The 17,088-nt window shown below is 37.7% G+C and carries 20 protein-coding genes; 19 read left to right on the forward strand and 1 reads right to left on the reverse strand.

The genetic code is table 11. The features are described from left to right. Positions 1 to 140 precede the first annotated feature (140 nt). The 12 genes from AHA02nite_RS14675 (at position 141) to AHA02nite_RS14730 (ending at position 9,479) form a co-directional block, all read left to right on the forward strand. Complete coding sequence (locus AHA02nite_RS14675; protein ID WP_146818595.1) at positions 141 to 1,085, forward strand: NERD domain-containing protein; 945 nt, start codon at positions 141 to 143, stop codon at positions 1,083 to 1,085. 255 nt (positions 1,086 to 1,340) lie between these two features. After that, positions 1,341 to 2,705 carry a DEAD/DEAH box helicase gene (locus tag AHA02nite_RS14680; RefSeq protein ID WP_246118879.1) on the forward strand — a complete coding sequence of 455 codons (1,365 nt, stop codon included), beginning with the start codon at positions 1,341 to 1,343 and terminating at the stop codon, positions 2,703 to 2,705. Continuing rightward, positions 2,702 to 3,373, forward strand: a complete 672-nt coding sequence (locus AHA02nite_RS14685) for a ComF family protein (protein ID WP_146818597.1) — start codon at positions 2,702 to 2,704, stop codon at positions 3,371 to 3,373. Before AHA02nite_RS14680 ends, AHA02nite_RS14685 begins: the two co-directional genes overlap by 4 nt. 73 nt (positions 3,374 to 3,446) lie before the next feature. Further along, positions 3,447 to 3,872 carry a TIGR03826 family flagellar region protein gene (locus AHA02nite_RS14690; RefSeq protein WP_146818599.1) on the forward strand — a complete coding sequence of 142 codons (426 nt, stop codon included), beginning with the start codon at positions 3,447 to 3,449 and terminating at the stop codon, positions 3,870 to 3,872. A 63-nt stretch (positions 3,873 to 3,935) separates the two neighbouring features. Next, entirely contained in the window at positions 3,936 to 4,193 is a 258-nt protein-coding gene (gene flgM, locus AHA02nite_RS14695) for a flagellar biosynthesis anti-sigma factor FlgM (RefSeq protein ID WP_170236123.1), read from the forward strand. A gap of 12 nt (positions 4,194 to 4,205) precedes the next feature. Then, complete coding sequence (locus tag AHA02nite_RS14700; protein ID WP_146818603.1) at positions 4,206 to 4,703, forward strand: flagellar protein FlgN; 498 nt, start codon at positions 4,206 to 4,208, stop codon at positions 4,701 to 4,703. 20 nt (positions 4,704 to 4,723) lie between these two features. Further along, positions 4,724 to 6,286, forward strand: coding sequence for a flagellar hook-associated protein FlgK (gene flgK, locus AHA02nite_RS14705; protein ID WP_146818605.1), 1,563 nt, complete (start codon positions 4,724 to 4,726; stop codon positions 6,284 to 6,286). A 10-nt stretch (positions 6,287 to 6,296) separates the two neighbouring features. Further along, positions 6,297 to 7,205, forward strand: a complete 909-nt coding sequence (flgL, locus tag AHA02nite_RS14710; protein ID WP_146818606.1) for a flagellar hook-associated protein FlgL — start codon at positions 6,297 to 6,299, stop codon at positions 7,203 to 7,205. Positions 7,206 to 7,265: 60 nt separating this feature from the next. After that, positions 7,266 to 7,859: a DUF6470 family protein gene (locus tag AHA02nite_RS14715; RefSeq protein WP_146818608.1), complete on the forward strand. Its 594-nt coding sequence runs from the start codon at positions 7,266 to 7,268 to the stop codon at positions 7,857 to 7,859. A 20-nt stretch (positions 7,860 to 7,879) separates the two neighbouring features. Beyond that, the gene (gene fliW, locus AHA02nite_RS14720; RefSeq protein WP_146818610.1) at positions 7,880 to 8,329 is read left to right on the forward strand and encodes a flagellar assembly protein FliW; all 450 of its coding nucleotides are present in this window, start codon (positions 7,880 to 7,882) and stop codon (positions 8,327 to 8,329) included. Next, on the forward strand, positions 8,313 to 8,540 hold the full coding sequence (gene csrA, locus AHA02nite_RS14725; RefSeq protein ID WP_146818612.1) for a carbon storage regulator CsrA: 228 nt from the start codon (positions 8,313 to 8,315) through the stop codon (positions 8,538 to 8,540). The genes fliW and csrA overlap by 17 nt, the downstream gene beginning before the upstream one ends. A gap of 126 nt (positions 8,541 to 8,666) precedes the next feature. After that, positions 8,667 to 9,479, forward strand: coding sequence for a flagellin N-terminal helical domain-containing protein (locus tag AHA02nite_RS14730; protein WP_146818613.1), 813 nt, complete (start codon positions 8,667 to 8,669; stop codon positions 9,477 to 9,479). Positions 9,480 to 9,740: 261 nt separating this feature from the next. On the opposite strand, the gene AHA02nite_RS14735 is transcribed toward AHA02nite_RS14730, so the two are convergent. Continuing rightward, positions 9,741 to 12,236, reverse strand: a complete 2,496-nt coding sequence (locus tag AHA02nite_RS14735) for a YheC/YheD family protein (RefSeq protein WP_170236124.1) — start codon at positions 12,234 to 12,236, stop codon at positions 9,741 to 9,743. A gap of 198 nt (positions 12,237 to 12,434) precedes the next feature. Between AHA02nite_RS14735 and flaG the strand changes: the two genes are divergently transcribed. The 7 genes from flaG (at position 12,435) to AHA02nite_RS14770 (ending at position 17,039) form a co-directional block, all read left to right on the forward strand. Continuing rightward, positions 12,435 to 12,815, forward strand: a complete 381-nt coding sequence (flaG, locus tag AHA02nite_RS14740; protein WP_146818617.1) for a flagellar protein FlaG — start codon at positions 12,435 to 12,437, stop codon at positions 12,813 to 12,815. A gap of 18 nt (positions 12,816 to 12,833) precedes the next feature. Beyond that, positions 12,834 to 14,333: a flagellar filament capping protein FliD gene (gene fliD, locus AHA02nite_RS14745; RefSeq protein WP_170236125.1), complete on the forward strand. Its 1,500-nt coding sequence runs from the start codon at positions 12,834 to 12,836 to the stop codon at positions 14,331 to 14,333. An 18-nt stretch (positions 14,334 to 14,351) separates the two neighbouring features. Further along, on the forward strand, positions 14,352 to 14,756 hold the full coding sequence (gene fliS, locus AHA02nite_RS14750; protein WP_146818621.1) for a flagellar export chaperone FliS: 405 nt from the start codon (positions 14,352 to 14,354) through the stop codon (positions 14,754 to 14,756). After that, a complete protein-coding gene (locus tag AHA02nite_RS14755; protein WP_146818623.1) occupies positions 14,756 to 15,106 on the forward strand; it encodes a hypothetical protein in 351 nt (116 codons plus the stop codon). Before fliS ends, AHA02nite_RS14755 begins: the two co-directional genes overlap by 1 nt. A 97-nt stretch (positions 15,107 to 15,203) precedes the next feature. Next, positions 15,204 to 15,692 (forward strand): ion transporter, encoded by a 489-nt coding sequence (locus tag AHA02nite_RS14760; RefSeq protein WP_146818625.1) that lies wholly within the window; start codon positions 15,204 to 15,206, stop codon positions 15,690 to 15,692. Positions 15,693 to 15,821: 129 nt separating this feature from the next. After that, positions 15,822 to 16,379 (forward strand): ribosome hibernation-promoting factor, HPF/YfiA family, encoded by a 558-nt coding sequence (gene hpf / locus AHA02nite_RS14765; protein WP_146818627.1) that lies wholly within the window; start codon positions 15,822 to 15,824, stop codon positions 16,377 to 16,379. A gap of 453 nt (positions 16,380 to 16,832) precedes the next feature. Then, the gene (locus AHA02nite_RS14770) at positions 16,833 to 17,039 is read left to right on the forward strand and encodes a hypothetical protein (protein ID WP_146818629.1); all 207 of its coding nucleotides are present in this window, start codon (positions 16,833 to 16,835) and stop codon (positions 17,037 to 17,039) included. The last annotated feature ends 49 nt before the right edge of the window (positions 17,040 to 17,088 follow it).

Raw genomic sequence — 17,088 nt, forward strand, 5'->3', positions numbered from 1 at the left:
CCAATAAATATCATGAGCGCCAAATTATAATATGCAAATGCCAAATAAATTTCTCGAGCGAAAATACATACTAACAAACTACTTCTCTTTTTCAGAAAAATTGACTATAATATTGTTTTAGAAAGGAAGTGTTCTATGAAATGATTATATTACCTCAACAAAAACCTTCGAGCCTAGCTCGGCTAGAAGTCATCACCCCTCGTCTAATGAAACATTCTCCAGTCTATCAAGATGTCCGCAACCGCTACCTCCGCGAAAAGTCAGGCTATGACGGAGAGCGGTCGCTAAACTATTATTTCAACTTCTTACCTCAAAGCGCAATCTATTTACATGGCCTCCGTGTTGAAGAGCGGCAATACACTTTCCAAATTGACCACTTAATACTATTCCCTAACCTTTTCCTTATAATTGAAGTAAAAAATAATGCTGGCCTCATCAAGTACAACACCGAAACAGGGGTGCTTAAGTGCATTAAACGTGATGGAACTTATGAACATTATGGTGATCCTTTTATACAAGCGAGAATTCAGCGTTTTAAACTAAAGAAACTCCTCGAACCATCTGGATTCAATGTCCCACCGATTCATACGTTAGTCGTCTTTTCCCACCAAGATGCCGTTTTAGAAATTGAAGGACATCAGCCAGACCTAATTATCAGCCAACGCCTCCCGTGGAGAGTGTCGGAGCTAGAGCAGAAGTACTCGACACCCATTTTCTCAAGAGATGAAGTGCTAAAAATAGGGAAAATGTTAAAAAACAAGCACAAACCTAAGGAAGAAAATATTATAGAAGAATGTAATATTAAGAGAGAACATATTAGAGCTGGAGTTTGGTGTACAAATTGTAAAAAGTTTATGATGAAACGCACAAACCGTAATTGGGAATGCCCTTCCTGTAAGCATAAAGATCGTAATGCTCACTTAAAAGCATTGGAGGAGTATAGGTTAATGTTCGGCAAGACTATTAAGAACAGTGAAGCTAGAGAATTTTTGCAAGTACCAATTCATGTAGCCAAAAGATTGCTTAAGAAAACTTCCTCCTCATATGCTGGAGAGACTAAAGCTAGAGAGTATACGCTGTCTTAACTACAAAGAGATTGAGCGCCGAAAAAGTGGAATAAGTTAGCGCCAAATGGAGTTGTGCGAGCGCCAAATAAAATTCGTGAGCGCCAAAATAGTGAAAGCGAACGCCAAATAAAATTGGTGAGCGCCAAAATTGAGTGTGCGAACGCCAAATAAAATTGATGAGCGCCAAAATAGAGTAAGCGAGCGCCAAATAATTTCCGCAAACGCCAAAAAAGTCCCTCCACTCACCCAAAAATAAAAGAAAGGACCAACCCTATGAAAACAACTCCCCCACTAATCGAAGACCTAGCAAGAAGATTTTCTACTAAACTATTACTTAAGCAAGAACTCAACCTATCAGAACACCGATTCCAATATTTAATCGCTCATCAACTTATCGAACGTGTCCCTGGAATCAGCTCAACTCTTAACTTCCACCAATGCAATCGTTGCCTGAACAAAAATCAAATCTTATTCGGTAAAATCCCACAGCCCAACAGCAAACCGATCATCTATTGCAAAAAATGCATCCAAATGGGGCGCGTTAGTACAAAGGAACCGCTCTACAGATGGACTGGGCCAATGCCGATGCGCCACAACGTCGCAAACCCTCTCAAATGGCGAGGAATTCTAACACCACTACAAGAAAAAGCGTCACTAAAAATGGTTGAAGCCGTAAACAATCAATCGAACTTATTAATCTATGCTGTCTGTGGCGCGGGGAAAACAGAGATGCTTTATGCGGGGATCCAGGAAGCGATCAAGCAAGACAAACGCGTCTGCATCGCAACACCTCGCGCCGATGTCGTAAGGGAACTGGCGCCACGATTACGCCGTGATTTTCCAACAATTCATTCAGCCGCGTTATACGGCGGGTCAACAGAGCGTGATCTAAACAACCACCTCGTCATCGCCACAACACACCAACTGTTACGCTATGAAAATTCGTTCGACATCATGGTCGTCGATGAAGTCGATGCATTCCCTTATCATCGTGACAAAACACTTCCAAAAGCCGTCACTCGCGCGTCCAAGCCCAATAGCACGCAAATCTACTTAACCGCTACCCCAAGACGGTCCCACAAAGTTCAAATCGCAACGAAGCAAATGCCGACAGTCTCAATTCCTAGCCGTTACCACGGGCACCCGATCCCAACTCCGACATTCCAAGCAATCCTTAGACTTAACGATTCGTTAGAAAAGGATAAAATTCCAACAAAAATTACTCACTGGATCAACGAAAAACAAACGAACAACCGTCGCTTTTTACTGTTCGCACCGACAATCCAACTCGCAGAATCACTAGCAGAAAAACTAGACATGCCCTATGTTCACGCCGAAAGCCCAGACCGTGAGTATTTAATTAAACAGTTCCGCGCTCGTAATTTCGAATCATTAATCACGACAACAATCCTCGAACGAGGCGTTACATTCCCATCAATTGATGTAGCCGTCATACAAGCGGATCACCATGTGTTTGACGAAGCGGCACTGATTCAAATTGCTGGCCGTGCAGGTCGAAGCGCTAATGACCCGACAGGCGATGTAACCTTTTTCTACGAGTATAAAACGAATGCGATGATCCAAGCGCGCAACTATACAATTATAAAAAATAAAGAAGCGAAGAGGTGTACCGTATGATTTGCTACCTTTGTTTAAAACCGATTAAAGAAGACACAACTTGGAGCAACTTTCTAACCCCACAATACCGAACGATTTGCGACCGTTGTGAAGACAAACTCGAACAAATCCCCCATCCACACTGCCCAAAGTGTATGAAGCCAACTACCGATCAAAAGTGTAACGACTGCCTCCGCTGGGAACAACATTTCGGCCAAGACCCACTAGAGCGAAATGTGTCCATTTATACATACAACGAATACATGAAAGACTTGATCGCACGCTTTAAATACCGCGGCGATTATGAAATAATTAACGCTTGGAAAAAGAGCGTTCGCACAGCTTTCAACGAACAATTCAAAAACCAAAACTTTTCAATAGTCCCAATCCCACTCGGCGAAGACCGCCACTCCATTAGACAGTTCAACCAAGCCGAAGCGATTGCAACCCTACTAACCGAACCAATCCACCAAATCCTCACCCGTCAAGATGGTCAAAAACAATCGAAAAAATCGAGACGTGAACGAGTTTTCTCGAACAACCCTTTTCAAATCACCCAAAAACCACCCAAATCGATCCTACTAATAGACGATATTTACACGACTGGCACAACCATTCGCCAAGCTGCATCACTTCTAAAAGAAAAAGGTGCCGAACAAGTCGAATCTTTAACTTTAATTAGAAGCTAATTTTCCTAAATCACTTTGTAAATAAAAATTGTTGTCGATATAATAGATAGAAGAAGTTCGAGGAGGAATCGGGATGGGAGAATTAGCGAATTGCCCAAACTGTGGGGAGCTTTTCGTAAAAGGAGCACAAACAGTATGTCAGACATGTTTTCAAGAAGAAGAAGAGAAGTTCGAAAAAGTCTATAATTTCATAAGAAAAAAGAAAAACCGTACAGCGACAATGAGTCAAGTGTCTGATGAAACAGGTGTTGAAAAGTCATTAATTCAGAAATGGTTAAGGCAAAGACGTATTCAGCCTGGCACTTTTCCAAACTTAACTTATCAATGCGAGCGGTGTGATACACAAATTTATGAAGGTAAACTCTGTTTAGATTGTGCTGGTGATTTGAAAAGTGATTTACAGCAAGGTGAGGTAAAAACAATTGCTGAAAAACAAAACGAAAATAAGCGTCAACAAGTTTATTTCAATGTTGATCAAGAAAATAAATGGAGAAACTAAACATCTTCGCGAACAAACCGATATAATAGGAAGGAATGTTCGTTTGAAAAAGGGGTGAGAAGGGTGAAAATTAATCCGACTAACAAGCCGTATTTAAACCCATACCAGAAGCAAATGCAAAATCAGCCAATGAAACAATCTAACCAACAATCAGATAAAGTTGAGATTTCGAATAAGGCGAAGGCGATGCAGGAAAGTAATACGATCGAAAAGGCACGCCAAGACCATGTTCAGTCGATTAAGCAACAAGTTCAAGATGGAGAATATGATGTTGATTTGAAAAAGACAGCTGAGAAATTACTAGAATTTTATCGTGGCTAAGGAGGACTTCCGTTGTTAATCGAGTCCATTATTGAGAAGTTAGAAAAAATTAACCAACTAAACGAAAGCTTATATCAATTGTCTCAAGATAAAACAGAACGCCTAAAAAATAATGATCTTGACGCATTCAATGAGCTTTTAATAAAAGAACGTAAACATGCCCAAGCAATCGACCAGCTTGAAGCAAAACGTGTTCAAGAAACAGATGCATGGTTCCAACAAAATGGTTTAAGTGACCAAGAGCAGACCATCACAAATATGATCGAACACATTCAAGACGGTGAACACAAACAGCGTCTTGAAACTTTATATGAAAAGCTAGTTTATGTACTAGCTAATTTAAAGCAACAAGAACAATTAAACCGTGATCTAACACAACAATCATTACAATACCTTGAGTTGACACTAGATTTAATCAAGCCGACTTATCAAAAAGACTTAAACTACCGTAAGCCACAACAACAAACGAACCAAACTACAGATCGTTCAGTATTTGATTCAAAAGCTTAGTTCTTGAGAGGAGCATACCTATGGCGACATCGACATTTCACGGATTAGAAGTAGCAAGAAGAGCGCTTGCTACACAACAATCCGCTTTACATACAACAAGTCATAACATATCAAATGCCAATACAGAAGGCTATTCCAGACAACGTGTTAATTTTGAAGCGTCACAAGCCTTTCCAATGCCTGCCCGAAACGCACCACAAATGGCAGGCCAACTTGGAACAGGTGTTGAGGCAGGCCAAATTGAACGCATTCGTGATCAATTCCTAGACTTTCAGTACCGTGCTGAAAACAACCAAGCTGGTTACTATGAAAGTAAAGCAGATGCGCTAAAGCGTATGGAAGACATTATGAATGAACCGAGCGACTCAGGCCTTGCAAGCACGATGGACCAGTTCTGGGAATCGATTCAAGACGTCGCAACGAACCCTGAAGATGGTGGTGCTCGCCGTGTTATGCAACAACGTGGACAAGCAGTAGCAGAAACGTTCCACCACTTACACGAGAAATTGACGGACGTTCAAGGTGAATTAAAAAACCAAATGGATACAAACGCTGGACAAGTCAACACACTCGTTAATCAAATTCAACAGATTAACGATCAAATAAGTCGTGTTGAGCCTAATGGTGACTTGCCGAATGACCTGTACGACCGAAGAGACGTCTTAATCGACGAGCTATCTCAACACGTCAACATAGACGTATCTTATGAATCAAATGGTGGTCATTCAAAAGCGAGCGCAGAAGGTCAAGCGATTGTTACGTTAGTCGATAACAATAGATCAGCTATTGAGGGTGGCACTTTAATCGATGCTGATAACAATATGGCAGGCTTAGAAGTACAATTTACTGGAGAAAATAATGAAATTGTTTCAGGCGTTGGAATAGGGCCTCTAAGTGAAGACGGTCAAGTTAACGTTGAAGAAACAATCGAAGCAAGCAATTTTAATTCGCCAGGTAAATTACAAGGCTTAATTCATGCGAATGGTTATGACTCTGGTGAAACAGATGATGAAGGCGATCCAATTTATGCAGGTGATTATGTCGAAATGATTGACGGTCTAAACCAAATGGCTCATTCATTTGTTAATGAATTCAACGCTCAGCACGAACAAGGTTATGACCTAAACGGTGATGAAGGTGTTAATTTCTTTAATGAACTTGACGACCCGGAAAATGCCGCTGCGTCCATTTCAGTTTCAGATGCTATTTTAAATGATGAAAATTTAATCGCAGCTAGCGGAACGGGTCAACCTGGTGATGGGTCAAATGCGAGAGCGTTATCTGATATAAGAGATGAAAATATCGATGACCTTGGTGGCCAATCCACACAAAAGTATTATGAAGCATTAATTGGTGACTTAGGTGTAAAAGCTCAAGAAGCTAACAGAATGGCACAAAACACATCTGACTTACGTGAGTCTGTCAATAATAACCGTGAATCAATTAGCGGTGTATCATTAGATGAAGAAATGTCCAACATGATTAAATTCCAACACGCTTACAACGCAGCGGCTCGTAGTATGACAGTTGTTGATGAGACGCTCGATCGAGTTATTAACCAAATGGGTATTGTCGGAAGGTAGGTGAATCGTAATGCGCGTAACACAAAATATGTTAAACAATAATATGCTTAATAACTTAAGACAAAATAGTGCAGAAATGCAACGTTCAATGGAACAACTTTCAACTGGTAAGAAAATTAACCGTCCTTCAGATGATCCAGTTGTAGCGATGAAAGGTGTAGACTATCGTTCAGAGCTTTCAAAAGTCGACCAGTTTGAACGTAATATGTCAGAAGTGAGAAGTTGGATGGATACATCTGACGAAGCGATGAATGAAGCAGGTCAAAGTTTGCAACGAATTCGTGAACTAGTTGTACAAGCTAGTAATGATACTTATGATCAAGATGACCGTGCTAATATGGCAAGTGAAGTAGAAGAAATTAAAAACCACCTGACTGAATTAGCGAACTCTAAAGTTAATAATAAGTACATTTTCAACGGTGCGAACACGTTAGAGCCACGATTCGACATTGATGAAGAAGGTAATAGAACATCAGAAAATGCCAATAATGATGCTGTTGAAATTGAAGTATCTGATGGCGTTTATATCCAATCAAATATTAATCCAGACAATGCATTTTCTGAAGAGATGTTTAATAGTTTGGACGATGTCGTTGGTGCTCTAAGAGGCGGTGACCTAGAAGAAGGTGAAGACGGTGCTGAAGCTAGAGTGAGTCAATTTCTTGATGAATTAGATGACCATAGCCAAAACTTAGTAAACGAGCGTGCGGACTTAGGTGCTCGTATGAACCGTGCCGACTTAATTGAAAACCGACTGTCACAACAGAAAGTGACAACGAACCAACTAAAATCTAATAATGAAGATGCCGATATGGCAGAAGTTATTATGAATCTACAAATGCAAGAAAACGTACACCGTGCATCACTTGGAGCAGGTGCACGCGTGCTTCAACCAACATTAATGGATTTCTTAAACTAACTTAGCTATCTGTGAAAGCAGATAGCTTTTCTACATAGTTAAGAAAGTAGGGAAAACAAAATGCAACTACCACCTATTCAATACCATATTCAAAGAGGACAAATAGCGACCAGTCAGACAGATGCCCAGGTTCAAATAAACCAAAGAGAAGCCGACTTACAAATAAGCCAACCTGAAGCTGACCTTCAAATTACTCACACACCATCTAAATTAACAATAGATCAAACCGCGGCTTGGCGCGATATGGGAATTATAAGTATTGAAGAATCAATCTCTAAGAGTGCCAGTGAAGGTATGCAAAAAGCCATAGAAGGAATGGCCAGGCGAGCACGTGACGGTAACGAAATGCAGCGTATTGAAAATGGAGGAGATGCTATTCCGCGAATAGCTAAGCGAAATATGCCGAATGAACGACAGGACTTTACGATTGGTTTTATACCATCTTCGTATTTTGCTGTCGATATAGATTATGATCCAGGTGATGTTGAAGTTAATATCCAAAAGAATGATCCAATTATAGATGCGAGAGCACATAAACCGACCTTTGATTACACACCAGGACAACTCGATACTTACTTAGCTCAAGAACCACATTTTGAAATAGATGTAGACATGGACACTTTCCGAGCACAACAGCTCGATATGAAAATTTAACAGAAGGGTTGATTAGACCTATGAAGATCGAAACACTTTATTTTGAAACAGTTGAAGTAGATGAAAAAGATATAATCCATTTTGAAAACGGATTACCAGGATTTCAAAGCGAAACACAATTTGTGTTGCTAGATTTAGAAGGGAATCCAGCTTTCAAAGTATTACAATCCGTCCAAACAGAATCACTTTCTTTTGTCGTCACCAACCCATTTTTAATTCAACCGGATTATGAATTTAAACTAGATGATTCAACAGTAGAACAATTAAATATAAAAAAGCCAGAAGACATTTCTGTTTGGTCTATCGTTACTTTGAAAGAACCATTCGAGAAGTCGACACACAACCTCCAAGCACCAGTTGTCATTAACAACGAGAGCAAAAAAGCAAAGCAAATTTCCTTGAATCACCCAAGTTATCATACGAAACATTCGATCAAAGGAGGGGAGCATCAACATGTTAGTTCTGACTAGAAAACAAGGTGAGTCTATTCAAATAAATGACGACATTGAAATTAAAGTTCTATCAGTAGACGGAGACCAAATTAAACTAGGCATTGATGCTCCCAAGCACGTTGATATACATAGAAAAGAAGTCTACCAACAAATCACCCAGGAAAACCAAGAAGCAAGCCAACTATCAAGAAATACAATAAATCTATTAAAAAATCCAAAAAAAGACTAAAACATATTAAAAGCTTGTCGATATTATAAATGTAAGGTTATCAGTCAAACGTCGGCCGACTAAATGACTGTTTATTAAAAGCCACAAGGACGTGGCAAACAAACATAATTCAAGGAGGAATTTGTAATGATTATCAACAATAACATTTCAGCGATGAACACTCATCGTCAAATGGGAATCAATCAAAGTGAACAACAGTCAGCTATGGAGAAACTATCTTCTGGTATGCAAATTAACCGTGCTGGTGATGATGCGGCAGGTCTATCAATTTCAGAGAAAATGCGTGGACAAATCCGTGGCCTTGAGCAAGCAAGCAGCAACGCACAAGACGGTATCTCAATGATTCAAACTGCTGAAGGTGCATTAGACGAAACGCACAACATCCTACAGCGTATGCGTGAACTAGCAGTACAATCTGCGAACGATACTAACGTAGAAGCAGATCGTGAGGCTTTACAAGCTGAAGTAGAAGAGCTAGAAGCTGAAATTGATCGTATTGCTGAAAACACTGAGTTTAACAGCCAAGAATTATTAGATGGGTCACTAGAAGATGCTGTATTCCATATCGGAGCTAATGAAGGTCAAAACATTGAAATTTCTATTGAGGATATGAGTGCAGAAGGTGTTGGTGTAAATGGTATCGATATTTCTAACCAAGAAGCTGCAGACGAAGCAATTACTACTATTAATGAAGCAATTGAAACTGTTTCTGAACAGCGTTCAAACCTTGGTGCTGTACAAAATCGCCTAGAACACACAATTTCTAACCTAGATAACGCATCTGAAAATCTATCAGCTGCAGAATCCCGTATCCGTGATACTGATATGGCTTCTGAAATGATGGAAATGACTCGTGCTAACATTCTTTCACAAGCTTCACAATCAATGTTAGCTCAAGCTAACCAACAACCACAATCAGTACTACAGTTACTAGGTTAATAATTAAATAATATTTTAAAGATGAGCTATTCCTTCAGACAGTGGATTAATTAATAATTCCGCTGTCTGTTTCTTTATATACTCTAAATGGATTAGTTAAAGCTTTTGTATAAGGTGAATTGGCTTTGTATATAAAAAATAGTTATGAATTTTAAAAAACGGTTTTAAGAGTACCAAACTTAAAAAATGACTCCGAATCATATTCGGAGTCACGATAAAAGGAACTAATTATTTGGATTATTTTTCTCTAGAAATAACCTTCTACTTATTTAAAGCTAGGAACTTTGCATAAGGTATAACGTACTGTGCTGTTTGAAATTCGTTATGGAATGTTCCAGGCTTATTTACATTTAATTCTATTATTTTAATGCTTGAATATTGATCAAGAGCTAAATCTATTCCAATGTCACTTAATGAATAATCAAAGTAAGCTTCTATGCTTTTGACTAAGTTTAAAGATAACTCCTCTATGTTATTTGTTAAAACCTTTGAGTCACCTTTAAAGTTTCTTTCTAAAAAGGGTATTAAATTTGTTGTGTAACCTCCTTTCTCAACAGGTGTAATAACTGTTTCATGAAACCCTATCCTAGGAAATATAGTGACGAAATCCCATTTCCCCTCAGAGTTTTTAGTCATTCTTACTCTAACGTCCATAGGGTTATTATCAATGGTTCTTGTCTCTATATATTCTTGAATTACAAATTGTCCTTTTTTCAGTAATTCCCTTAAATATTGAGTCAAGGTGACTTTATTATAGTATTTCTTTTCAGCACCTTGAATGACAATGTAGTCTAGATTTTTTTTCTTTTCAATATAGTGAACTCCTATAGCGAAAGAACCACCAGTTGGTTTTAAAATTACCCTATTAAAGTCCTGCATAAAGTGCTCTATATCTTTGACTCTTTCTATTTTCTTGTATGGAATAATATGTTCATTAAATAATCCTGCAGAAGTAATCTGATCATAAACCTCTACTTTGTCATGTGATAACCCTTTTAATTCGTTTGTAAAAGGAATCCCTTCAAATTCATCATATACATGCTTAAAATTAGAAATCCCCCTACCTCTTAATCGATCATAAATTACATCAGGATATTCAACTATTTTTGGGACCCACTCATGGTTTTGATAAAAGTAGCCTCTAATTTTCATCTCTTCGTAATCTATATCTTTAATTGTAAAATAATAAAAATATACATTTTCATAATTTGCAACATAGGCGGATGCAACTGTTAATTCATTTACTTCATTTTGTGGAATTAACATACCTACTGAAATTTTGTCATCTGTGGATTTGAAAGGTAATTTAGAAGATACAGAATCAAATATATTTGTTAACTTGCTTTTGTCGGTATATTGGTTTTGGTGGAATATTTGATTAATAGCGATATATTGTGCGTATTCAAGTATAGTTTGTGCTCTATCACCTTCATGATACCTTGACTCAGGAACTTGATTCGCTTCATATATCCAAAACTTCAAATCTTGATCTAAGGCTATGTCTATTCCCAATTCCTCTATTGAAAAGTGATGTAACTTATCAATATAGTGAGTTAAGTTATTTGCTAATTCGCATACACTCTTAAATAACTCTTCTGATTTGTCCCCATATTCTTTTTCAAAAAAAGTTAATAAATCTTCTGTTCTACCACCTCTACTTATATTGCTTAAGATAGTTTTATTAGTCCCAATGCGTGGATAAACCTTGGTTATTTGCCATTGACCTTCACCATTCTTCTGCATGTGAGCTCTAATATCATAAGGTTCATTCTTGGTTGTAGTTGCATTAATGTATTTTTGTATAATATACTTTTGATTTTTTAAGCATGTTTCATTAATCCAATTATAAAAACTATCTTTATTCATTATTTTTGTTTTTTTGTGTTCTGTAACCCTAAAGCGCTCTCCACTCTTCCTAATAAAATAAATATTTTCTCCTCTTCTACCAGCGAAAGGTTTTATAACTGCTTCAGTGTGGTTTTGAAAAAAGGATTTAATAATTAACTCATCTGTTATCAAATGAAAAGGTGGTAATAAATTGGCATATCTTTTATTTCTAACAAGTGTCTTAATTAATTGATACTTCCCCCCAACCGGAAAAGAAGTGAACGGTATTTTCCTTCTAAGTTTTCTTTCTATCCTTGATTGTTGGGACGAATGTAGCGGAACAATATTGTAAATTGCATCAGGGAAGTCTTTCAACTCTGTGATCCACTCACTATTACTATAAATGTGAGCTGTAATTTTTTCATTTATTAAATCAACGTCTTTTGAAGAAAAGAAATATAGGTCAATACCCAATTTGTTAGCTGCATTTACTAAAGAGAGGATTCTTGGCTCTTTAAAAGCTTTTAGAGGACTATGTTTATCATAATAGACCCCTATGTTTACTGTTTTATTAGATAGTCTTGAATCTAATAAAGTGTTAGAAAGTTCATTCTTCCAATTATTGAGATTTGGAATTAATAACATTTTTATATCTTTTTTGGCTTTTGCTATATACTGGTTTTCTACATGTGTCGCAATATCATTAATGTTTCCCTCAATTTCTTTAATTAAAGATCCAAACTGGATGCTATAGTAGTTAGTTAATTGAGTCACTGCATAAAAACCTTCTACTACAGAACTAAAAGCTTGAATGGCATCATTGACTTTGCCTTCATTAAAGAAAGTAATGGTATGTTCTGAAGCTTCAATCATTGTGTCAACTATGATATGTATTTGTTGTTGCTCTTTTTGACTTATTGGTGTTGTCATAATAATCCTCCTAATATTGATGCTTTTATTTATATCGGCCATAAACAGTAAATATAAATATAAATTAATGCCTTTTTAAAGAGGGGGAGTGGGAATAACTTAAATACTCTATTCTTAAATTTAAAATCTAATCTTTCTCTATAAAACTTTACTGATTTATGCCGATATAAATTATAGAAAAAGAAGGAGTTGTCATTGATGAATATCGACCAAGTATTATCAAATTCTCAACTCCTGCAGAGGTCGGGGCCAACGGAAGTAAAATCAACTGAGAGTATTAACAAAGCGAAACCGAAATTGCAGGCGATGAATGATGAGGCGAATGGAAGTAGGAATTATCCAGAACAAGAAATGACAAAAGAACGGGCTAACGAATTAGTTGATGGGTTGAATGAGTTTTTAGAGCCGGCTGATACAACGATTCGTTATGAAGTTCATGATAAATTAGAAAGATACTATATTTCCATTGTCGATCAAGAAACTGATGAGGTCGTCAAAGAAATTCCTCCTGAAAAGCTTTTGGATGTTTATGCTGCAATGGCAGAATTTATGGGGTTCATAGTTGATGAAAGAATATAATGAAGGTGGTGAATGGTCATGATTTCTAATAGTATGAGAATGACTGGTTTTGCATCAGGGATGGATATTGGTCAGATGGTAGACGATTTAATGGAAGCTGAGCGTCAACCGTTACAAAAAATGGAACAGGATCAACTGTGGTTAACGCAACAACGTGATGCTTATCGTGAAGCAAATGCAAAAATGTCTGAGTTTGAATCCATGTTTTTAGATATGCGCATGTCTTCAACGTATAATTCAACGAAGGCTACGTCTTCTTCAGATGCTATTTCAGTATCGGCTAGAAGTGACGCTGATGAAGCAAATTATCAAGTAAATGTTAATGAATTGGCGTCTGCAGCGGTTAACATCAGCGAGGCAGAACTTGACTTAGATGCTGAAGTAGGTGAAGACTTAGCTGGAGATCATACTTTTTCTACTTATAATGAAGGTGGAGAAGAAGTTACACATACTCTAACATTGAATGCTGATGATACGTATGAAGAAGTGTTTGACAAAATCAATGAAGCTTCAGATGGTGCGGTTCGTGCCTTTTATAATGAATCGTCAGGTCAAGTTTTTATTGAGCGTACAGAAACGGGGCAATTTAACCCGGATGATAACGGCGCGGAAATTCAATTTGGTGAAGGTACAATTTTTACAGATACTTTTAACTTAGACTCAACGGAAGAACATGGCGGGCAAGATGCTAGATTTACTTATAATGGGGTTGAATTAACTTCTAGGGGTAATAGTTATGAATTGAACGGTGCCACATTACAATTCCATCAAACAACTGATCAAGCAGCTACCATTTCCATTGAGCAAGATATTGATGGTGCGGTTGAAGAGATTACGAATTTTGTAGATAAATACAATGAGTTAGTTGAATATATGAATGAAAAAACTAACGAACCGCGTAACCGTGATTACCCACCGCTAACAGACGAACAGCGAAGAGCAATGTCGGAAAGTGAAATCGAACTGTGGGAAGAGCAGTCTCAAAGCGGTGAGTTAAGAGGTGATGGAATTCTTCGTGGAGCCATTTCTGGCATGCGTTCTGCGTGGTATGAGTCAGTAGATAATGAGGATAGTGAATTTAGCTCAATTTTTGAAATAGGCATTACGACAATCAGTGCTGTTAATACACCTCAAAACGACCAAGGTAAATTAGAAATAGATGAACAAGAGTTACGCAGAGCCCTAGAAGAAGACTCTGAAGGCGTATACCGAATGTTATCAAGCCGAGCAGACGATGAGTCTCGCGGAGTATTAAGTCGTGTTAAAGATTCACTTGATAACTCAATGGACCGTATAACAGACCGTGCTGGCCGAGCAACTCAAACGGAACACCAATATACAATGGGCCGTGAGTTAATGAACATGGCTGAACGTATGGCTAACTTTGAACGTCGTATGCAACAAACAGAAGAGCGGTATTGGGATCAATTTTCACGAATGGAACGTGCAATGCAAGAAGCGAACAACCAGTCTGCCCAAATGCAACAAGCTATGGGTGGCATGGGCGGTATGATGTAATAGAAGGGGTGTTTTATAATGGCTGCGTATGGACAGGCCTATCAAGCTTACCAACAAAATTCAGTGTCAACAGCTTCTCCTGGTGAACTAACTTTACAGCTTTACAATGGTTGTATTAAGTTTATTAAACTAGCAAAAACAGCTATTGAGAAGGAAGATTTTCAAAGTAAAAACGAACAACTGCAAAAATCACAAAACATTATCGCAGAGCTCATGGTCACATTAAACCCTGACTATGAAATTACAAACCAGCTCATGCCGCTTTACGACTACATCAACTACTGCTTACGCGAAGCAAACATCCATAACGATGTAGCAAAGTTAGACGAAGCGCAAAAGATGGTTGAGCAACTTCGTGATACGTGGAAAGAAGCGATTAAGCTAGACCGCCAAAACAAATATGCACCAGGAGCTAAAGCGTAATGTCAGAGGTTAAGGCTTTATATACATTAACGAAGCAAATGCTGGACCGGTTTAAACAAGCTGACAAGATAGACCGCGAACAGCTCATTAATGAGTTTGACGAATTTGTCGTTAAGCGCGGTCAGGTGATTGAACAGTTAAGTGGTGAATACACTGAAGAGGAAAAACGGATCGGTGAAGAAACGTTAAAACTTGATCGTGAGTTACAGCAGCTTGCCGATCAATATATGAAGAACTTTCAAAAAGACTTTGCTAGTTTTAAGAAAAAGCAAGTGACAAACAAAAAGTATATTAACCCTTATCAAAACCTTCAAGGTAATGATGGTAGTTTCATTGATAAGCGTAATTAGAAAGAGCTTTCCTTATATTGGAATGCTCTTTTTTGTTTAACAACCTTTAGATTTAGGGTATTAAAAATCTATAAGTCTTATTTTTAGGTGATTTTCAATGTTACAGATTGACTATTTGAAGTGGCAAACGTTCAATATTATTAAACTAAATCCACCGAAGCCTACTGTTGGAAAGTTTTTTGACGTCTTTTTAATATTGTTAATCACTGCAAACATTGTAACAACAGTCCAACGTTATATGATGCCTGAGATGTATGCTGCTTGGGAGGACTCCATTCTTATTTTGAAGCAGTTTTCATTAGTTTTCTTTACATCAGAGTATATATTACGTATATGGACTGCTGTGTATAAGGCGGGGTATGAGCATCCTATTAAAGGCCGTATAAATTATATGTTTTCGCTCTATATGGTCATTGACTTGCTAGCAATTATCCCGTTCTACTTTTACCAACTCGATTCTTTTATACTAAGAATGTTGCGTGTCTTTAAGATGCTGAAGTTATTAAAGGTCATGCATTTCTTAAAAGAGATCGTCGATTACAATTTAGGACGGTCAAAACATCGTGAAAAATATGGTGCTAAATAGACATCTATGCAAGGTGTATTCGACATTTCTCGACTTCGACAAAAAATTCTAAATTTTTAACATGTTTAAGAAGGAATAATTAAGGGAAATGTTGAATATAACCTACATAGATGAAAGGAGGACTTGCATATGATTTACAACGTGAGAGGGGAAAACATCGAGGTAACAGATGCGATCCGAGAGTATGTAGAAAAGAAAATTGCTAAGTTGGAGCGTTATTTTGAAACGCCGCCTGCTTCAGATGTCCATGTGAACTTAAGTGTTCATAATATGGAGCAGAAGATTGAGGTGACAATCCCAATGCCAAACTTGCTATTAAGAGCAGAGGAGATTCACACTGATTTGTATGCAGCTACAGACTTAGTCGTCGACAAGCTGGAGCGACAGATTAGAAAATATAAAACAAAAGTTAACCGTAAATTCCGCAACCAAGGAGCTCCAAAATACGTATTTGCCGAAATGGAACAAGAGGCTTTAAATGGTAGATTAGCAGAGGAAGACGATTCAATTGATATCGTTAAAAAGAAGCAATTTGACTTAAAGCCGATGGACGAAGAGGAAGCAGTCCTACAAATGGATATGTTAGGTCACGCGTTTTACGTGTTTGAGAATTCTGAGACAGGTGATACAAACGTCGTCTATAAACGTAAAGATGGTAAATACGGTTTAATTGAACCGAATGCGTAAAAACATAAGGAAGGAGATGTCATAGTGGCATCTCCTTTTTTTAGTTCGGTACTGGTCGAAATAGCTCATAGGATTAAGGAAATAGCTCATAGAAATCGAGAAATAGCTCATAGAAATCGAGAAATAGCTCATAGAACAAAGATAATAGCTCATAGGATTCTGGAAATAGCTCATAGAATTAAGAGAATGGCTCATAGAAATCCGAAAACAGCTCATAGAACCTGTCATATACCCTCTGAAAACACCTCTCGACAAAACAATCGAAAAATCCAAATTTTTTCAAAAAATTTTCCGCACTAAAACCCAAATTATCTATCCAAAACACCCCCAACTAAACAAAAATCCCCCAGAAAACTAAAATTCCAAAAAACTCCCCAAAATGAAGGGGGCTACCACCCTATAAAACCCTATGATATAAATATAATTAACAAGATCATAAAGGGGGAATACGAGATGGAAAAACAACATAATTGCCTCACCTGTGTTAACTTACGAAATCAAGTGGAACGCCAAAGTGACTTGATCTCACAGTTAATGCGAATCGTTGCAGCTACTAATAAAAAAGTAACGATGTTGGAACATGACATATCAAATGTAACCTCCGAACCCAATGCAAATTATTCCTATCCCAATAAACCCTCATGTCGAATAAATCAATAATCTGCCTTTATGGTCTTGGATATTTGATTCAGGCTGATCGAATTTAACC

Source organism: Alkalibacillus haloalkaliphilus, from assembly GCF_007991275.1.
In the GTDB taxonomy this organism is placed as follows: Bacteria; Bacillota; Bacilli; order Bacillales; family Alkalibacillaceae; genus Alkalibacillus; species Alkalibacillus haloalkaliphilus.